This window comes from Bacteriovorax sp. HI3 (assembly GCF_059738875.1).
On the sequence record NZ_AP026946.1, the window covers coordinates 3177523 to 3195844 of the forward strand.

General features: G+C 41.6%; 19 protein-coding genes and 2 tRNA genes. 11 read left to right on the top strand and 10 right to left on the bottom strand.

Going from position 1 to position 18322, the window contains the following annotated elements:
- Positions 1–2: 2 nt before the first annotated feature.
- From AC6JA8_RS15710 to AC6JA8_RS15720, 3 genes are all read right to left on the bottom strand, one after another.
- A complete protein-coding gene (locus AC6JA8_RS15710) occupies positions 3–359 on the bottom strand; it encodes a hypothetical protein (RefSeq protein WP_497974647.1) in 357 nt (118 codons plus the stop codon).
- Complete coding sequence (locus AC6JA8_RS15715; RefSeq protein WP_497974648.1) at positions 356–1846, bottom strand: hypothetical protein; 1491 nt, start codon at positions 1844–1846, stop codon at positions 356–358. The genes AC6JA8_RS15710 and AC6JA8_RS15715 overlap by 4 nt, the downstream gene beginning before the upstream one ends.
- A gap of 76 nt (positions 1847–1922) precedes the next feature.
- On the bottom strand, positions 1923–2369 hold the full coding sequence (locus AC6JA8_RS15720; protein WP_102244765.1) for a hypothetical protein: 447 nt from the start codon (positions 2367–2369) through the stop codon (positions 1923–1925).
- A gap of 115 nt (positions 2370–2484) precedes the next feature.
- Here AC6JA8_RS15720 and AC6JA8_RS15725 point away from each other — a divergent pair, with 115 nt between their 5' ends.
- The 4 genes from AC6JA8_RS15725 to AC6JA8_RS15740 all read left to right on the top strand — a co-directional run bounded on the left by AC6JA8_RS15725 (position 2485) and on the right by AC6JA8_RS15740 (position 5882).
- A complete protein-coding gene (locus AC6JA8_RS15725; RefSeq protein WP_102244766.1) occupies positions 2485–3030 on the top strand; it encodes a deoxycytidylate deaminase in 546 nt (181 codons plus the stop codon).
- 85 nt (positions 3031–3115) lie between these two features.
- On the top strand, positions 3116–4066 hold the full coding sequence (locus tag AC6JA8_RS15730; RefSeq protein WP_497974649.1) for a hydroxyacid dehydrogenase: 951 nt from the start codon (positions 3116–3118) through the stop codon (positions 4064–4066).
- On the top strand, positions 4066–5346 hold the full coding sequence (locus AC6JA8_RS15735) for an adenylosuccinate synthase (protein WP_497974650.1): 1281 nt from the start codon (positions 4066–4068) through the stop codon (positions 5344–5346). The genes AC6JA8_RS15730 and AC6JA8_RS15735 overlap by 1 nt, the downstream gene beginning before the upstream one ends.
- Positions 5347–5348: 2 nt before the next feature.
- A complete protein-coding gene (locus AC6JA8_RS15740; RefSeq protein ID WP_497974651.1) occupies positions 5349–5882 on the top strand; it encodes a GNAT family N-acetyltransferase in 534 nt (177 codons plus the stop codon).
- On the opposite strand, the gene AC6JA8_RS15745 is transcribed toward AC6JA8_RS15740, so the two are convergent.
- A complete protein-coding gene (locus tag AC6JA8_RS15745; RefSeq protein ID WP_497974652.1) occupies positions 5883–6503 on the bottom strand; it encodes a DUF4337 domain-containing protein in 621 nt (206 codons plus the stop codon). It lies immediately after the preceding gene.
- Between the two features lie 108 nt (positions 6504–6611).
- Between AC6JA8_RS15745 and AC6JA8_RS15750 the strand changes: the two genes are divergently transcribed.
- The gene (locus AC6JA8_RS15750; RefSeq protein WP_497974653.1) at positions 6612–7133 is read left to right on the top strand and encodes a L,D-transpeptidase family protein; all 522 of its coding nucleotides are present in this window, start codon (positions 6612–6614) and stop codon (positions 7131–7133) included.
- 42 nt (positions 7134–7175) lie between these two features.
- On the opposite strand, the gene AC6JA8_RS15755 is transcribed toward AC6JA8_RS15750, so the two are convergent.
- The 4 genes from AC6JA8_RS15755 to xdhA form a co-directional block, all read right to left on the bottom strand.
- Complete coding sequence (locus tag AC6JA8_RS15755; RefSeq protein WP_497974654.1) at positions 7176–8177, bottom strand: zinc-binding dehydrogenase; 1002 nt, start codon at positions 8175–8177, stop codon at positions 7176–7178.
- A gap of 113 nt (positions 8178–8290) precedes the next feature.
- The gene (gene xdhC, locus AC6JA8_RS15760) at positions 8291–9061 is read right to left on the bottom strand and encodes a xanthine dehydrogenase accessory protein XdhC (RefSeq protein ID WP_497974655.1); all 771 of its coding nucleotides are present in this window, start codon (positions 9059–9061) and stop codon (positions 8291–8293) included.
- Positions 9054–11381 carry a xanthine dehydrogenase molybdopterin binding subunit gene (xdhB, locus tag AC6JA8_RS15765; protein ID WP_497974656.1) on the bottom strand — a complete coding sequence of 776 codons (2328 nt, stop codon included), beginning with the start codon at positions 11379–11381 and terminating at the stop codon, positions 9054–9056. Before xdhB ends, xdhC begins: the two co-directional genes overlap by 8 nt.
- Positions 11378–12835 carry a xanthine dehydrogenase small subunit gene (xdhA, locus tag AC6JA8_RS15770; protein ID WP_497974657.1) on the bottom strand — a complete coding sequence of 486 codons (1458 nt, stop codon included), beginning with the start codon at positions 12833–12835 and terminating at the stop codon, positions 11378–11380. The genes xdhB and xdhA overlap by 4 nt, the downstream gene beginning before the upstream one ends.
- Before the next feature lie 115 nt (positions 12836–12950).
- Between xdhA and AC6JA8_RS15775 the strand changes: the two genes are divergently transcribed.
- Together AC6JA8_RS15775 and AC6JA8_RS15780 are read left to right on the top strand one after the other, a co-directional pair.
- Positions 12951–13490, top strand: coding sequence for a L,D-transpeptidase family protein (locus tag AC6JA8_RS15775; RefSeq protein ID WP_497974658.1), 540 nt, complete (start codon positions 12951–12953; stop codon positions 13488–13490).
- Between the two features lie 91 nt (positions 13491–13581).
- Complete coding sequence (locus AC6JA8_RS15780; RefSeq protein WP_497974659.1) at positions 13582–13956, top strand: hypothetical protein; 375 nt, start codon at positions 13582–13584, stop codon at positions 13954–13956.
- Between the two features lies 1 nt (position 13957).
- On the opposite strand, the gene mtaB is transcribed toward AC6JA8_RS15780, so the two are convergent.
- On the bottom strand, positions 13958–15262 hold the full coding sequence (gene mtaB / locus AC6JA8_RS15785; RefSeq protein WP_497974660.1) for a tRNA (N(6)-L-threonylcarbamoyladenosine(37)-C(2))-methylthiotransferase MtaB: 1305 nt from the start codon (positions 15260–15262) through the stop codon (positions 13958–13960).
- Positions 15263–15393: 131 nt separating this feature from the next.
- Here mtaB and AC6JA8_RS15790 point away from each other — a divergent pair.
- The 4 genes from AC6JA8_RS15790 to AC6JA8_RS15805 all read left to right on the top strand — a co-directional run bounded on the left by AC6JA8_RS15790 (position 15394) and on the right by AC6JA8_RS15805 (position 16455).
- Positions 15394–15470 (top strand) — tRNA-Lys (locus AC6JA8_RS15790).
- A 39-nt stretch (positions 15471–15509) separates the two neighbouring features.
- Positions 15510–15587, top strand: a tRNA-Glu gene (locus AC6JA8_RS15795).
- 66 nt (positions 15588–15653) lie between these two features.
- Positions 15654–16043, top strand: coding sequence for a GFA family protein (locus AC6JA8_RS15800; protein ID WP_497974661.1), 390 nt, complete (start codon positions 15654–15656; stop codon positions 16041–16043).
- 82 nt (positions 16044–16125) lie between these two features.
- Positions 16126–16455 (top strand): SWIB/MDM2 domain-containing protein, encoded by a 330-nt coding sequence (locus AC6JA8_RS15805; RefSeq protein WP_497974662.1) that lies wholly within the window; start codon positions 16126–16128, stop codon positions 16453–16455.
- A gap of 54 nt (positions 16456–16509) precedes the next feature.
- Here the strand turns inward: AC6JA8_RS15805 and AC6JA8_RS15810 are convergent, their stop codons facing one another.
- Positions 16510–18219, bottom strand: a complete 1710-nt coding sequence (locus AC6JA8_RS15810; protein ID WP_497974663.1) for a M3 family oligoendopeptidase — start codon at positions 18217–18219, stop codon at positions 16510–16512.
- Between the last annotated feature and the right edge of the window lie 103 nt (positions 18220–18322).

Below are 18322 nucleotides of genomic sequence, written 5' to 3' on the forward strand. Positions count from 1 at the left end.
AATTAATCACACTTCATTTTAGTGACCAGCTCAATTCCAGTATCGGCCCCGGACAGCGGGTTGGGAAAACGTTCGTTAATCGCTTCAATCTCACCGACAACACCTTTAGTCCCATCCATCTTTTTGCCAATCTTCCCTTTGAATGAAGACGGCTTATTCAGCATTGGCAAAAGAGCGCTCAGGTCTTTGGCATCTTTAAATTCGAACGTCATTTGTGATTTAGCCTGTTCATTAACGACATAATGAAACTTTAAAGAAGAAGTTTGACTCTCCCTTAAAACACCTTTAAAAAGATGAATCCCGCACTCAGCAAAAGCACTTGAACTAAGAATCATCAAGAGAACAAATATTTTTTTCACAGGACAAACTCCCTGCAAGGATTGCTTTTTTTAGATTCTTTTTGCATTGATTTATAAAGTGTATCGTAAACTTTTCTGGCCTCAACCGTCACCTGAGAAGCAAGCGAGTACGTTTTTCCTGAGTCTGCAAAGGCCTTCTGCGCATTCTGTAAGGCCGCTTTAGAGTTATCACTTAACTTGCTCTTAACTCCTTCAATAATCTCTTTTTGTCTTTGCGAATCTTTTAAAGAACCCAACCAGATTTTTTTCATGCGCTCATTTTGTTCTTTATCCGCCAACTCCTGCATGACTTTTATAGTGTAGTCTAAATCTAAATTGATAAAGGCCTCAGGATAGTATCTCTTCCAAAGTGCAGAATCCTCGGCATAATCTTTTTCAAGGATGGCCTTGATCTCATCGCCAACTTTAAGTTTTGCTCTGAGTGCTTCTTCGTACACAAGCTGATAATCGCGGTATTTTTCCAGGGCCCATTTCAACGAACGAAACTCATTGTTCATCGACTCATCCCCGATTTTTGCCATCACTTCTGCCTGAGTAAGAAGACTCATCAGGGAATTGTGTTGCTTATTCAAAGTGCATACCTGATTTTCAAAATCACGATAATTGGAGTCATAAGACTCATGGAAATCGGTAATCGTTTTTCTATTGTATCGCATGTAAGGAAGAAGCATTTGATAAAGGGCCTGATGGATCATGTCTCCTTCCACACTTGAAATCATCGGAAACTCCGGCGAGTCACCTCTCATTCTTGCATTTAGAAAAATCTCTTCCAGGTTTCTCCCCTTTTTCAGAAGGTCATAGAACTTTCCACTAAAGGTGCTGGTCATTGTAAAAATCCCCAGATCGACAGAGCCTGCATAACCGTATTGCTCCGGACCAGTTGCTGAGATAAAACAAACCTTGTCATTTTTTATATTGAGAAGATTTCCTGAAAAGCAGCTCATATCGATGAGGGCCAGCTTCACTCCTTTTTCAGCGGCAAGGCTCGCCAACTTCTCTAAGTTATCCAGCTTAATCGTTTGAGCTCCCTCGAGCGTTTTAAGATTAGATAGAGCACTCCCGGCAAGAGCAATCTGATGAGTTTTTTCATAACTCTTGCGCGCGCCATGGGAATCGATTGTCACCATTAACTGGTCCCCGGCCGCCAGCTCACCACTTTCAATCTTCTTAATCATTTCATTAATGAGTTCGTTGTAATTGGATTCAATAAAGGGACCTTTATTTCTCACGTTGCTCATTTTCTTAGCAATGATGCTCTCCGTGTTTTCGTGGCCACCATTAAAACTTATAGTCGTCTCCCAGCCGTTTTTCTTCGAACCAGTAAAGCTGGAGATGAGTTTTAAATCATTATCAAAGATCGTGCTTTTACCGACCGGCTCTCCTCCGCCTCCGAGCACATAAAACTGCTTTTTAACTTCAGCAGAATAACTGACAGATAAACTCAGGAGTAGAACGGGGAAGAGAGTGAATTTTTTAAAAGCTTTCATACCGAACAGATCGGACGAATCATAATGTTTCTTAGTTTTTGGGCAAAAAAAAAGGGACCTTTCGGTCCCTCTAGGATTAGTTCTTTTTAGGAGAGAAGAGTCTGATCTTAGCAACTAAGAAAGAAATCAGGTCCTCATCAGATCCAAACACGTCGTCGATCAGGTCGCACTCAAGAACGAAATCTTTCATTCTCACTGCAATCTGATGTAAAGACTCAACTAAATACAGACCACCGATGTTTTCGCCGTTAAACGACTTGATGATCTCTTTTCTAGCATGGTTGAACATTTCTGATTCAGTAACGTCTTCAGGAAGGTTATCAACCCCCATTTTTTCTTCTACTTCTTCAATTGCCTGGTCTCTTACGTCTTCGTCAGTTGCGAAACTAACGCCGTATTCCGTAGCCATCGCTTCGATTAGCTCTTCACGCTTAGAAGGGTGAAATTCAATCAACTTTTTCTCTTTGAGATTGTTGATCGTATAGCTAGCGAGTGCACGCAATGTATCAAAATCTGTTTTCATTGAAACCTCAATTAGTGAATATTCTCTTAAAGTGTAACGACTTAAATAAGATGATACAAGAAACTTTTTAATTTTCTTGACTAAAAGGGCCCTAAAATTGGATTTTAATACCACTATGACAGACACAACAGACCAAAAAATTAACTTTATTCCCTCGAAATCTGCGCTTTCTTGGGATGAATACTTCATGCTTCAGGCGATGATCGCGGCCTTTAAATCAAAAGACCCATCGACCAAAGTTGGATCAGTTTTCGTCGACAAGAGCAATCACCAGATCACTATGGGCTATAACGGGTTTGTTGCAGGAATCGACGAATCAAAAGTTCCTTGGGGGAAAGACAAGTCCGCTCCTCTGGAATTCCAAAAATACGGCTACGTTGTTCACTCTGAAGCCAACGCTATTTTACATGCCACGCGTTCTTTAGAAGGCTCACGCGCCTATGTGACTCATTTTCCATGCAATGAATGCGCGAAACTGATCGCTTCCTCTAAAGTAAAAGAAGTTATTTATCTTTCAGATAAGCATCATGAGCAGGAAACAAACAGAATTGCCAAGAAGATCTTCGATCTTTCAGGGATCACTTACCGTCAGATGAGTTTTCCGGCCGAGGCCCTTCATAAACTAACCGACCATCTTCAAAACCTTTTAACTGACATTTAGTTGAAACTTCCTCCTAGCGGTCCTATAATGGGGCGAATCCCAAAACATTCACCCGCTACCCTAAATTCTATAGGAGAAAGATCGCATGAAACCTTTTATTGTCGTTCCAGACGGCTTTGATAAGTCTCTATTTGAAGAACTAAAAAAGAATTCAAATCTTGAAGTACACCCGACTTCAAAAGTTTCACAAGATGAATTAAAAACTCTTCTGCCAAAAGTGAATGGATTAATCATCAGGTCAGCGACAACAGTCAACGCTGAACTTCTTGCTCTAGCTCCAAATTTAAAAATCGTTATCCGCGCCGGAGAAGGTACGGACAACATCGATAAAAATCTTTGCGCCGAAAAAGGCGTAAAAGTGGCCAACACTCCAGGAGCAAACAACAACTCTGCTGCTGAACAAGCTGTTGCTCTTATGATGTCTTGTTTAAGAAACACTCCGTTTGCCAACAAAACAATGCACGAAGGAAAGTGGGAGAAAAACGCTCTTACTGGACTTGAGTTATGGAAGAAAAAAGTTGGTATCGTTGGTTTTGGTCGCATCGGACAAATCGTGGCCAAAAGAATTTCTGGATTTGAGCCTGAAGTTCTATTCTTTGACCCGGTCATGGAAAAATCAGACCTACCTAACACAAGAAAAGTTGCTGACCTAAAAGAAATCTTTTCTACTTGTGACATCGTGACAATCCACACTCCACTACTTCCACAAACAAAAGGAATGGTGACAGGTGAACTTCTAAACCTTATGAAAAAAGACGCTATCTTAATCAACGCCGCTCGCGGTGGAATTGTAGATGAAGAAGCTCTTTACACACTTCTTAAAGAGAAAAAAATCAGATGCGCTGGTTTCGACGTTTTTGCCACTGAGCCTCTGCCAGCTGACTCAAAACTTATCGAACTAGACAACCTGATCATGTCTCCACACGTTGGTGCTTCAACTGAAGAAGCTCAATTCAGAGTGGGAGAAATGGCCGTACACCAAATCAATGAGTTCTTCGTAAACAATAACCTACTCAACGAAGTAAAAGGAAAGTAATGAAAACACTAGCGATTATCGGTGCTCAATGGGGTGATGAAGGCAAAGGCAAAATCACCGACCTCTTAAGCGAAAAATGTGATGTGGTAGTTCGCTACCAGGGCGGAAACAACGCCGGTCACACCATCATCGTCGACGGAAAAAAAATTGTTCTTCACTTAATCCCTTCAGGAATCCTCCACCCTCACTGTGCTTCAGTGATCGGTCACGGAGTGGTTTTTGAACCGGAAGCATTCCAGAAAGAACTACAAAACGTAGCTGACGCTGGAATTAAAGTGACCTCAGAAAATTTAAAAATTTCTGAAAACGCGACCATCATCACGAGCTACAATAAGCTTTTAGATGCGGCCCGCGAGTCTCAAGGTTCTGTAAAAATCGGGACAACAGGAAAAGGAATCGGACCTGCTTATGAAGATAAGGTCGGAAGACGTGCTGTAAAACTTAAGGATCTTTTCGACATGGAAAACCTTAAGAAAAAACTGGCAAGAAACCTTGGTGAAAAAGAAATCCTTTTCAAACACCGCTACAACATCGACTTCCCTTCAATTGAAGAAGAAGCACAAAGACTTTTTGAACTTGGAAAAAACGTAAAACCGTTCGTATGTGACACTTTCTCGTTCCTTGATAAAGCTGTTCAAGCTAACAAAAAAATCCTTTTCGAAGGAGCTCAAGGGATTCTTCTTGATGTGGACTACGGAACTTATCCGTTTGTTACTTCATCTTCAACATCACTTGGTGGGATTTACACTGGTGCCGGAATTCCAGAATCATCTGTTCAGGAAGTTTTAGCAATCACGAAGGCCTACACGACAAGAGTTGGAGAAGGACCTTTCCCTACTGAACTTTTTGATGAAGTGGGAGAAAAAATTCAAACTATTGGAAAAGAGTTTGGAGCGACGACTGGAAGAAAACGCCGTTGTGGATGGTTAGACCTTCCACTTCTAAAGTACTCAGTCAAAGCTTCTAACTTAACTTCAATTGCCTTAACAAAACTAGACATCCTTTGTTTTGTTGATGAACTGAAAGTTTGTGTGGCCTACGAATACGAAGGAAAGCAAATTGACTGTGCTTACCCGGGAATTGATCTTTATAAAGCTAAGCCCGTTTATAAAACGCTTAAGCCATTTAAAGATGACTTCACTAACAAGACTGACAAAGACCTTTCTCCTGAACTAAATGCATACATTAAGGAAATTGAAACATTCCTGGGAATTCCTGTAGGGATTCTAGCGTTTGGGCCAGAAAGAAAAGAGATCCTTTTTAGAAAGAACTACTTCTAGAAATGAGTTTTGTAATTCGACCTGCCACATACGAAGATATCACTCTAGTTATCGAAAACGATAAGAGACACATGAAGGAGCCGGGATTTAACGGCTCCTTGTCTCACCCCTTCCTTCCCGATCACGAATTCGACTGGGACAAAAGAAAAGAAGAGCGCCTCCTGGCATGGACTAAACCTGTAACGGAAGAGGGATGGTCGAGAAGTTTTATTCTCGTCCAAGACGATCTTGTCTTAGGTCATGTGCATTTAAAAAATCTTTTCCATGCAACTCTTCACCGCGCTCAACTTGGAATGGGCCTTGAAATGGCGGCCAGAGGTCAGGGACACGGTAAAAAACTTTTAGAAATGGCGATTGCCTGGGCACGCGAACAAGAAAGTCTTTCCTGGATAGACCTGTCCTATTTTGCCCATAACATTCCGGCAAAAAAACTTTATACGTCATGCGGATTTAAAGAGCTCTTCGTTTACGAAGACCGACTAAGAGTCGGTCACCACGTCATTGATGATGTCGTGATGACCTTGAAGTTGAAATAATTAAGCAGCAGCGGCGATATTAAGTGCCAGGGCAGAAAAAACCGAGCCAATAATACCTAAACCAATCATGACAAAAAAGAAAACCTGCTGAAGTTTTTCTTTCTTCACAACTAAACTAATTGCTCCCATAACCAGACACAATTGAAAGAATAGATTCGAAAGGTCAAACTGATCTCCTGCACGTCCTAAGATTTCAATTTTTTCTTCGTACTCTTTAGCGCCAATAACCTGACCTAATTTTCCGTCTACGTCTTGTACCCAGTTGGCCTCACCTACTTTGCTTGAACCAAGAAGGATTTCCTTTTTTTCTTTTTCGTAGCGCTCAATTTTTTTCGTTAGCCTGTCAGTGTGTTCCTTTAACTTAACTACTGCAGGGTCATTAGAACCTTTGCCTTCAATCATTGTATTGATCAGGTCGCGTTGACCTTCTACATTGGTTTCACGAATACTTTTTGCCTGATACCACATATACGCACTGGACTTCTCATTGATGAATTTAATTTCATCTTCCCCGTATTTCCCGGCAAACATATCAGACAAGGCCATGACAGCTGCAAAAATGGCAATCAGAACTCCGCACTTAATTTCAAAACTATGATCTTCTTTTACTTCTTCAGTCATACATTCCTCAGTTAATTTTTTTTGGAATCTATTTTAGATTTTGCGAACACAAACATTCAAGTAAAAATTATAAAGGCCACCGGAAAAAAATTCTGTTAGCGTTTAATTATGAAAAAGATAATGACAACACTCATGGCCCTTTTCATTACTACTCTAACCACTGCGGAAGCTTACCAGGTCGATGAAGTCCGTGTGTATAAAACAAGACACAGGATGGAGATGCTTTATCAGGGAGAAATCACCAAAGTCTACACCGTCATGCTCTCTCGCGGGGGAATGGCCCCTAAAAGGCGCGAAGGTGATAAACTCGTTCCTGAAGGTGAATACCGCTTTGATTATAAAAATCCCTACTCGAGTTTTTATAAATCAATTCATATCAATTACCCCAATCCCGAAGATGTGGCCCGCGCCCGCGATATGCGGGTGAATCCAGGTTTTGAAATTTTTCTGCATGGGATGCCAAATTATCTCAATGAGCTTTCGGTGATTCTCGATGATGGCTCTTTAGAGCTTTTGTTTCCGGGAGTGGGAAAAGACTGGACGGCAGGTTGTATTGCTCTTACCAACAGAGAAATGCAGGAGGTATGGGATAACCTTGAGCCTCCGGTGATGATTACTATTTACCATTAGATAAAATGGCAGAGAGCTTAATACACTCTCTGCCTTTTTTGATTATGGGATGAGCGCCATTCTGCCTGGTATTTTCCCGGCCTCAAGCTCTTCAAGCCAGTGATTCACTTCTTTTAAAGGAGCTGTCTGCACTTCAGGCTTAATTTTTTTATCTGCAATTAAGTCATAAACTTCCTGCATCTCTTTGTGTGTTCCCCAAAAAGAGCCCTGTACTTTCACTTGATAAGTGGCAAGTGAGGCCGTCACAATCGGTACCTGAGAAGAACCAAGTCCTACTAAAACAATTGTTCCACCTGCACGGACGAACTTTTGAGACTGTAAAAAAGTTGAATCTCGTCCAACAAAATCGACAACAACATCGAAGGACTGAGGTTTTAATTCCTGTTCGATAAATTTTGAATTAATGACTTTTTTTGCTCCTAATTTTTTAGCACTTTCAAGTGATGACTCTCTTAAGTCACAAACAGTCACATCGGCCTCAAGTGCCAGCGCGACTTGGAGTCCATTCATTCCCAATCCACCTAAACCGATGAGTAAAACTTTTGTGTTATGAGTGACTTCCCCCAGTGTTTTAATTGCATGGTATGGTGTTAATACCGCATCTGTCGCAACAGCTGCGACTTGTGGAGAAATTCCAGGTGGAACTTCGACAATGTTTCTTGCGGGTACAACCATGTACTCAGCATAAGCACCGTCAGCTCCAATACCGATATAAGCACGATCTGGACTATTGCAAAGATTGTCGTGTCCTGACTTGCAATATGAACATTCGCCACAAGGATTCGGCCCGTGAACCGCATACAAGACACCATCTTTAAATTTTTCTTTGACTGCACTTCCCGTTTTAACAACTTCACCACATCCTTCGTGACCCATGGTAAATGAAGTCGTATAAGGAATTTCTCCTGATAAAATGTGTAAATCAGAGTGACAAATCCCCGCTGCACGAACTTTTAACAAAACCTCTTTGGGACCAGGTTCAGGAATTGCGACATCTTTTAATGACAGTTTCTTTTCTCCAGGAATAAACTTTGCTGCTAACATAAGGCCTCCTTGATATTTTAATTATCTGCTGAAGAGATAATCGAACAATACCTAGAGTATAGATCTTAAGACTGAAGATTCAATGATAGTGATCATCTTTTAAAAGGCGTCTTTTAAAGATCGCGCAATTTAATCATCTGCGCCACGATACTAATAGCGATTTCTACTGGTGTGTTATTGCCAATGGGCTCTCCAATTGGGCAATAAAGTTTGGCAATAAGATCAGGAGAAACGTTTTGCTTTTTTAAGTCTGCGCGAAGCACTGCTGCTTTTGAATCGCTGCCAATGGCCCCGATATAAGGAAAAACATTTCTTTCCATGGCCGCGTGAAGAATTGGCAAGTCAAAGGCATGCCCCATGGTCATCGAGGCAATAAAAGTTCCAGGCCTTAACGTGGCCACTACATCTTTCATTTCGCTCGTCTGAATTTTTTTTAGTTTGTGATGCTCAGGAAGTTTATCCAACCATTCCTGACGGGGATCGACACAAGTAAGTGAGCATTCTAGTTTTAAGAGAAGTCTTACGACTTCCTGGGCCACATGTCCCGCTCCAAAAACAGCAATCTCCCATGATGGTTTTTTCTGAACTCGTTCAAAGAAAAAACTCACCACTCCACCACACGTCATCTTAATGTCAGTCTGAAGGTTCCATTCTGCATAGTCGTTTGCCATGTTGGTTCTTAACATCTCTTTTGAATGAGCAATCACTCGCTCCTCAACTTTTCCTCCGCCAATCGTGCCATCGATATAACCCTTTTCTCCGACTAAAACTTTAGCGCCCACTTCCTGTGGAGCACTTCCTCTGGTATTAACCAGAGTCGCGACAATAAATGTCTCTCCACTGTCTTGAAGCTCTAAAATTCTCTCGAGAATCGGTTTACTCATAACGATTAAGCTCCATCAAAATCACTTCGTTGGTCGCAGGACTTGTAATGTGCGGAACCACTCCTTTACTTCTATGAAAAAGAGCATTCTTCACCGCGGTCCACACACTCGCTCCTAGAAGCAGAGGTGGTTCACCAACGGCCTTTGATCTCATGACGTTTCTGGTGTTAGTGTGATTTTCTAATAACTCAACATTAAAGACTCTCGGCGTGTCCTGAATGTTTGGAATTTTATAAGTTGTCGGACTATGGGCCAGAAGTTTCCCTGATTCATGATAGAAAAGGTTTTCTGTCGTCACCCATCCCATCCCTTGAACAAAAGCTCCACTCACCTGTCCAATATCAATCCCCGGATTAATCGGGCGCCCCAAATCCATTAGAATATCGGTGCGAAGAACTTTTAGCTCTCCTGTGTATTCATCAATTTCAACTTCACTGACAGCGGCGCCATTAGTGAAATAATTAAACGCTCTTCCCTGACAAGTGTTCTTATCAAACCCAAGATCAGGTGTTTTATAAAAAGCATAACCCGCAAGCGAGAATTGATTTAAGTAAGCTTGTTTTAATAGATCTTTAAAGGCCATGCTCTTTTTAGTTTTAGTATCAACAACTGTGCTGTCGACAAATTCAATGTGCGATAAATCCACACTTAAATCAACTGGTGGCATCGTTTTAATGGTGTCGTACTGAATGCCTGAGTTATGAAGCTCGTTAAACACCCAGCGAAGTCTTGAGAGCAAGTCCTCACAAGCTTTAAACACAGCACCTCCATTAATATCAGCTCCACTAGAAGCCGCTGTTGGAGAAGTGTTGTGGTTTTTTTCAGTTGATGTCGGCATCATCACAACATTTGTATGAGGAATCCCAAAACATGTCGCTGCAATCTGCTGCATCTTTGTATTCACCCCTTGCCCCATCTCTGTGGCCCCGGTTGAAACTTGAATCGTACCATCGAGGTGAATATTCACCAGGGCATTGCCCTGATTTAAGAATTTAGTGGTAAAAGCAATCCCGAACTTGGCTCCGGTCATTGATAGACCACGAAGTTTGCCATTTTTCTTTTCATTAAAGGACTTAATTTCTGCCTTTCTCTTTTCGTAATCGCTGTCTTTATGAAGTTTATCAAAAAGTTCAGGAAGAACATTATGCTCTACAACCTGGTTATAAGGAGTCACATTGCGCGAGTCTTTTCCATAAAGATTTAATCTTCTGATCTCAAATGAATCTTTTTTCAGATAGTGAGCAATATCTTCAATAATACTCTCCATCGTCATATTCCCTTGAGGCCCGCCGAATCCTCTAAAGGCCGTATTTGAATGCTGATGAGTGCGAACGGCCTTCCCTTCGATGTAGCAGTTTTCCAGGTAATAACATCCGTCTGCGTGGAACATGGCCCTATCTAAAATCGAAGGAGTTAAATCTACATAAGCTCCCCCGTTAGCATAAATATGAACCTTAAGTGCAGTGATTAAACCATTATCGTCAAATCCCACTTCATAAAAATTCTTAAACGGGTGACGTTTCCCCGTCATCATCATGTCGTCATCTTTTGTCAGCGCAAGTCTTGCCGGGCGATTTAATTTATAAGCAACGAGCCCTGCCATTGCCGCAAAGTGTGCGGCCTGAGATTCTTTACCGCCAAAACCTCCGCCCATTCTTTTAACGATACAAACAACCTGAGAGTAATCAAGCCCCAAAGCATGGGCCACCACGTGCTGAGTTTCAGTCGGGTGCTGAGATGAAGAGTGAACTTCAATTTGTCCATTCTCTAACGGGTAAGCAATCGTCGCCTGGCTTTCCATGTAAAAATGCTCTTGCCCACCACACTCAAAGGCGCCCTTTAGTGTGTGAGGAGATTTCTTTAAAACCTCATCTACATTTCCTCTGACAAAAGGCTTGGCCTCACAAAGAATCGATTTCTTTTCAATCGCCTCATCAATCGAGAGGATTGGTTTTTCTTCTTTGGCTTCAATCTTAATTAATTTTTTTACTTTGTTAAAAGTCTCTTCATCGCGGCAAGCAACTACACAAACCGGCTCATCAATATAGCCAATTTTTTCAAAAGCCAGGATCGGTTGCTCAGGGACAATGGTCCCCCAATTATTGTGAGGGATATCATGGGCAGTAAAAACTCCATAAACTCCATCGTTTTTTAGAGCGGCCGAACCATCAATTTTGATGATTTTCCCGGCGCAAACCGGAGCACCAATCACTCCAGCAAACACTTCATTTTTTAGTCTCGGGCGATCGTCGATAAAGACACTCGTTCCCGTAACGTGACCAACTGCTGAATCGTGATGAACACTTTTTCCTACACTCACAGCTCACCTCCTACTTCCAGAGCGAACTTTTTGAAGTAGTTTCTCGCTACCAGCATTCTGTACTCTTTTGAAGCACGCAAATCAGAAAGCGGTTTAATGTATTGATCTAGTGAAGCAGCGGCCTCATGGAAAACTTTCTCTGAAAAATCTTTTCCAGTAAGTTTCGCTTCAATATCAGAAAGCCTTACGACTGTTGCCGCCACTCCACCAAGAGCGATCGACACCTTTGCCATCTTCTTTCCTTCAAAGACAATTCTTGCCGCAAAAGTCACGGCCGAGATATCCAGGTCTTTTCTCATGGAAACTTTATACAACCTGGTTTTTTCATTTTTTGCCAGCACTGGAATCTTAATTCTCGTCACAATCTCATCAGCTTTAATGTCGAGCTTTTTATAACCCACATAAAACTTAGAAAGTACCACTTCGCGTTTGCCACTTGTGCTTTCTAATTCCACAATCGCATCACTCACCATCAAAAATGGAATAGTGTCCGCAATGGGAGAAGCATTCACCACGTTTCCAACCACTGTCCCCTGATTCTTAATTTGTGGAGAAGCAAAAATGCGCAGAAGGCGCGACATTTCCGGGAAATGTTTTTCCACGTAGTCTTCAAACTCAGTCAACGTAACCGTTGCTCCCACATTGATAAATTGATCGTCATGAGAAATCACATTGAGCTCATCAATATGATAAAGCGCCATCGTATCCGGCGTTTCAAGTTTTCCTTTATTGACCACCACTCCAATGTCAGTTGAGCCGGCAATTAAGCGGACATCATTTTTTTCTGATTTCTTTTTAAGCGCTTCTTTAAGCGTCGCTGGAAGAAAAATACTTTTATCAGTAAACTTCATCTCAACAGTTTGTGATTTGATGGTCTTCATTTCGCTGATCCACTCAGGGCTGTGGTAGCGGTCTTTTAATAATTCGACCTTGTTTAAATCAATTGATGTGGCCGCATCGATGATCGGTTGATACCCAGTACAACGACAAAGATTTCCTGTTAAAAAATTCTTTGCTTTCTTTTCAGTCAGCTCTCCACCACAAGACTTTACTTTCTCAACAGCTCCGGCCATGGCACAAATAAAACCAGGCGTGCAATACCCACACTGAGCTCCGTTGTGATCAATCATCTTCTGCTGAACTTCATGCAGGTCGATGTTCATTCCCACATTTTTTCCAATCCCTTCAACAGTGACGACTTGAGCGCCATCAATCAAATAAAGAGGAAGAATACATGAGTTGACCGATTTAAATTCCAGCTTTCCTGAAGCATCGATGTCTTTAGCGATCAGGACTGTGCAGGCCCCGCAGTCGCCTTCGGCACAAACAATTTTTGTCCCGGTTAAAGACTCTTCATTTCTAAGGAAATTACCAAGAGTCATGAAGGCGTTTTCGCCCTTGATTTCAACTCGTTGGTCGTTGATTTTAGTAGTGATTGTATTTGTAGTTTTCATCCTAACAATTTAGGGTGAATGCCCCTAAAAATCTATATTTTTTTCACTGTCCCTTGGCTTTCCGTAGAGCGAATCTTAGTATCCGGCCAAATTCAAATAACTCTTGGGGAAGAGCATGAGAGCAGTATTACTTGCACTTGTTTTATCTATTACTACATCTAATGTATTTGCTAAAAGTGAGGTTGCCTTAGTTCGCGTTTTTAAGAGCGAGCGCCGCCTTGAGCTGGTAAATAAAAAGGACCAGGTCATCAAGTCATACAAAATCATGCTGGGAAGAAACCCTGTCGGGCATAAAGTTCAGGAAGGCGACAATAAAACGCCGGAAGGAAACTACGAGCTGGATATGAAAAACCCAGAGTCAAAATTCCATAAATCACTACACATCTCTTACCCGAATTTTAAGGATAAACTTAAGGCCAAGGCCCTTGGTGTAAAGCCTGGTGGAGATATCATGCTTCACGGCCTTCCAAACGACTTTAAAGAGATGACTGAGTGGTTAAACACAGTAGGTCTTGGTGGTCTTGCTGACGACCTGATCCGCGCGGCCCTTCCTTACCTTGATTGGACGAATGGATGTATCGCAGTAACAGATGCTGAGATTGATGAAATCTACGGTATGCTGGAAGTGCCTACAAAGATCGTTATTCGCCCGTAAAAAAGGCATCTATTTATTAGATAGACGCTCATTAAACAATATATTTCACTCTGGTAAGCTTCAGGCCTATAGTGGTTTTAAGGAGCTTACTATGAAGATATTATTACTTGCACTCGCTCTATTACTTTCATCCCAAGTCAACGCCAGTGAACGCGAGTTTCACTGTGAAGCACGCTATCTTTTCGGCGCCAAAGAAAAGGCCTCTCTAGCTGGTTCAATCACTAGCGAAACAAGCCTGCTTGATGTTGCCTACTCTATCGATGACCAGCCGGAATTCAATGCCGGTGTGTTAACAATTGATAAGAAAGCGGTCAGAAAATACCCTTTCTACCAAAAGTTTAATGTAGATGGCGGCTACGCACTCTACATGCCAGACAGAATGGATAGCATGTTCCATTTCACTGCGATCGTCGAAAAAGACAAGGCCAGTGACAAATTGGAATGTTTTGTTGAATCAATAGAGTAGACTACTGAAGAAGTTCTCCGACCAGTTTGCCTTCAAGCATTCCTGTGACGAGAACTTCTCTCTCCACATTTGAAAGATCCTGATCAGTACTAACCTGAACTCTCACATAATTTGAAGAATACCCCTCGAAAAGTCCTAACTTGTTTCTTCTTTCGAATAAAACTTTCGTTCTCTTTCCGATTTGGTCTTCACTTAGAAGGTTCAGCTTCGCGTCCCCGAACATCATAAGCGTTTTTACGCGCTCTTTTTTAACGGCCGAGTGAATATGATTTTCCATTTTCGCCGCTGTCGTGTTTTTTCTCTTCGAATAAGGGAAAACGTGGAAGTGCGTGATGGGAAGTTCTTTTAGAAGATTAAATGTATTTTCGAACTGCTCTTTAGTTTCCCCAGGGAAACCAACGATCACGTCTGCACCAATTCCCGCATTCGGGAAAGCCGCCATGATTTTGCCGATGATTCTTTTATAATCGGCCACAGTATATTTTCTTCTCATTGCTTTTAGGATCTCATCATCTCCACTTTGAAGTGGAATATGGAAGTGATCCATAACTTTTGGAGAAGCTTTTAGAACCTCTAGAAGCTCATCTGTAATTGTATTTGGCTCTACACTTGATAATCTGAATCTCTCCAGGCCTTCGACCGCAAGAACTGCCGCCACTAAGTCATGAAGTTTTTCACCTGAGGCCTGTTCGTACTCACCGATATTAACACCTGTAAGAACGATTTCTTTAAATCCTTGGGCCACAAGTTTTTTTGCTTCCGTTACTGCGTCTGCCACAGAGATCGCTCTTGAGCGTCCACGGGCAAAAGGAATGATACAGAAAGAACAAACGTAATTACAGCCGTCCTGGATCTTTAAAAACGCTCTGGTGTGTGAGTCTGCAGATGTCGTTGCGGCACTATAGAACTCCCACGATTTATCAACGTGGATCGCGTTTTCTTTTTCTTCATCCAGGTATTCGAAGACTTTATATTTCTCAGAGTTTCCTAAAACCAGGTCAACTCCTTGCATGCCCGCAATTCTCGCCGGCTCCATTTGAGCATAACAACCAGCTACGACAATCTTTCCTTCAGGAGAAGATGTGTGCGCTTTTCTGATTAAGTTTCTACAAGTGGAATCAGCTGCATCTGTAACAGTACAAGTGTTGATGAAAACAACATCAGCAGGCTCACCGAAATCAACAATATCGTATCCGCGGTCCTTAAAACCTTGAGCGATTGAACCCGTCTCAGACAGATTCAAACGACACCCCAAAGTATGAAGGGCTACACGCTTATTATTTAGATTTACCTCTGTATTTTCCATAGATGAGGAACATAGTCCTCGTTACGCTAGAGATCAAGACGTATGAAAAATAATTCATTAAAAAAGTTGAAAAAAAGTTTGACAAAAAAGCACGGGGACACTATTTTTAATCTCACTTTCGAAAACAAAATGGTCTCTTAGCTCAGTTGGTTAGAGCATCTCCCTTTTAAGGAGAGGGTCCTGCGTTCGAGTCGCAGAGAGATCACCATTTCGAAAACACCGGTAAAATCAACGAATTGCAGTATATGCACCCATCGTCTAGCCCGGTCTAGGACATCGCCTTTTCACGGCGGTAACCGGGGTTCGAATCCCCGTGGGTGTACCAAGTTTAAAAAAAGCCTCGATTTATTCGAGGCTTTTTTTTTGCCTAATTCCAAGCTATTTTTTCCTAATGAACATCGAAAAATTCCATAAGGCTTCCTGCCACTGCAAAAGCGTACAACTTGAAATTCATCTTCCTCGAGGGCTTGAAGACCCACGCAGGTGCGATTGCTCTTTTTGCCGAATGAGAGGGGCCATTGTCGCCTCTGTGGATTTAGAAAATATAAAAATTTTAAGTGGTGAAGACAAACTCACTCTTTATCAATTCAATACATTTACGGCCAAACACTATTTTTGCTCTGTATGTGGAATCTATACACATCATCAAAGGCGCTCAAATCCTAACCAGTACGCTTTTAATGTGGCCTGCCTGGAAGGTGTAAACCCTTATGAATTGGGCGAAGTCCCTGTCATGGATGGAATAAATCATCCTGCCGACAGAAAAAAATCGCAGAAATGAGATTTTTTAAGTTACTAGCAGTCGTACTATTGTGTTTTTTATTCAATAATATCCCCACAACACACTAACAAGGATGAAAAATATGTCAGAAGTAGGACTAAACAAACCAGTTAAATTAAATTCAAAGCTAGCTGCATTCTGTGGAGCAACTGAACTTCCAAGAACTGCGATCACTCAAAAATTCTGGGACTACATCAAAGAAAACAACCTTCAAGCTAAAACAGAAAACGGAAAAGCAGAAGGCGCTGGAAAATTCATCGTTGCAGACGCAACTCTTCTTCCACTTTTCAAAGCAACGAAAGTAACAAGCAAATCAACTGGTAAAGTGACAGACTTCACTGGTCTAGAGCTTGGACAAACAATCAGCATGCTTCAACTAGCATCTGTTGTTGGTGCAAACGTAGAAGGATAATCTTTTTAAAAGATCTTTTAATGAAGGCCAGGGTTTTCCCCTGGCCTTTTTTATTTATGAGAGGCTTAACTCACTTTCTAATCTTTTCGCCAATGGAGCAATCACATCTTCTCCAAAGCTTAACTTCGTCCCAAAAACTTCATAAATTTCAGGAACTGTTTTTGAAGCAGCAATACGACAACCGTTTTTATAACGAGTGATTCCATCTACAGGGTCTTTTTTATAGCGATCCCAGATCGTCAGAGCAAGAAGTTCACTAATTGAGTAATCAATAAAGTAAAAAGGCATCTGAAGAATGTGAGGGAACTGCCATTCTGTTTTTGCCAGGTCTTCTTCGTACTCGCCTGCTTCAACACCTGCATTGTAAATGCGCGAGAGCTCCGTCCACTTCTGTCTGCGCATCTCGCTCGTATGCCCAGGGTTTGCATAAATCCAGTGCTGGAATTCATCTCCACGGGCACACATTGTGAAGAGACCAATAATGCTCATGAGTTTATCTTCTTTAATTCTCTGGCACTGCTCCTGTGGCAGATACTCACTCATTTTTTCCAGACCGATATATTCCATACTCATTGAACCACCTTCGGCGACTTCAGAAGTCCAATTTTGAAGTGAGTAAGGCGCAACATCTTTTCCAAGATAGTAATGAAAGCAGTGACCAAGCTCATGGAGAAGAACCATCAAGTCTCCCGCAAGCCCAACTCCATTGTAGAAAACAGAAGCTTGCTCAAACACGGGATACATAACCATGTAACCACCTGGAGCTTTGTTCTCGCGAGAATCCAGGTCAAGGAGCTGATTCGTTTTGATTTGATTAAAGTACCCAAAAAGCTCGCTATCAATGGCCTTAACAATTTTTCCGGCCCCTTCAATTAAAGACTTCGTATCGCCTTCTTCATAAATGCGCAGAGGAGCCCTGCCGTTGATATCGACACCAACATCATAAGGTCTTACGACGTCTAATTTTAGGTTCTTTTTTCTTCTCTCTAGGAGTTTTTCTTTAAGAGGCACGATATGTTTTTTCACGGCCGCATGGAAATCAAAACAATGCTTTTCATTCCAGTCAAAGCGCTGCATTTCTTTAAAACGATAGGCCGTGTAGCTTGGAAATCCAGCATTTTTTGCAACTTGATTACGAAGAGTCAGTAACTGGTCAAACTTCTCATCAATTTCCTGATAAACCTTCATCTCAGATTGTCTCAAGGCTTCGAAAGCTTCTTTTCTAACAGCGCGGTCTTCTGACTTGAGATAAGGGTAAACTGCAGGAAGAGGTTTTTCTTCTCCTCTCCAGTTGACCATCATTTTACCTTGAAGCTCCGTCAGTTCGTTGGAAATTTTGTCCATTTCTTTTTGGAGTTCAAGGTTTTCCTGGCAAAAAAGTTCCATTTCATTCTTTTGATTGCGGCGAAGAAGAGCAAAAGGGCCATCCATTTCCTGGGCCACTTTAGAAGCAAGAAATTTTTGGTTTAATTTCTCATCATATTCTTTAACCAGAGGTGAAATCACCTGGTCATAAAAATCTTTTCTTTTTTTCTTTTCTTCACTGGCCACATCAATCGTCATTAGAAAATAACTTTCGGCCATTTCATTGACGTTATGTTTTTCAATAAGGTCTCTTTGCTTTTGAAATTTTAAAACTTCTTCCTTTGAAGATAGATTCATCGAAAGCAATTTCTCATAAATGCTAGTCAGTTTATCTTTGTCGGTTATCGGAATTGTTTTTAGCGATTGAAACTTTTCAAAAGGATTTGAAACAGCTGTCATAGAGTCTCCCAAAGTTAATTTTAATTAAGAGTAAATTAACTGAGGGCCTCTTCTCTCACCATCTGCACCTGGCCAACGTTTGCTGAGACCTCTAACTGGAAGG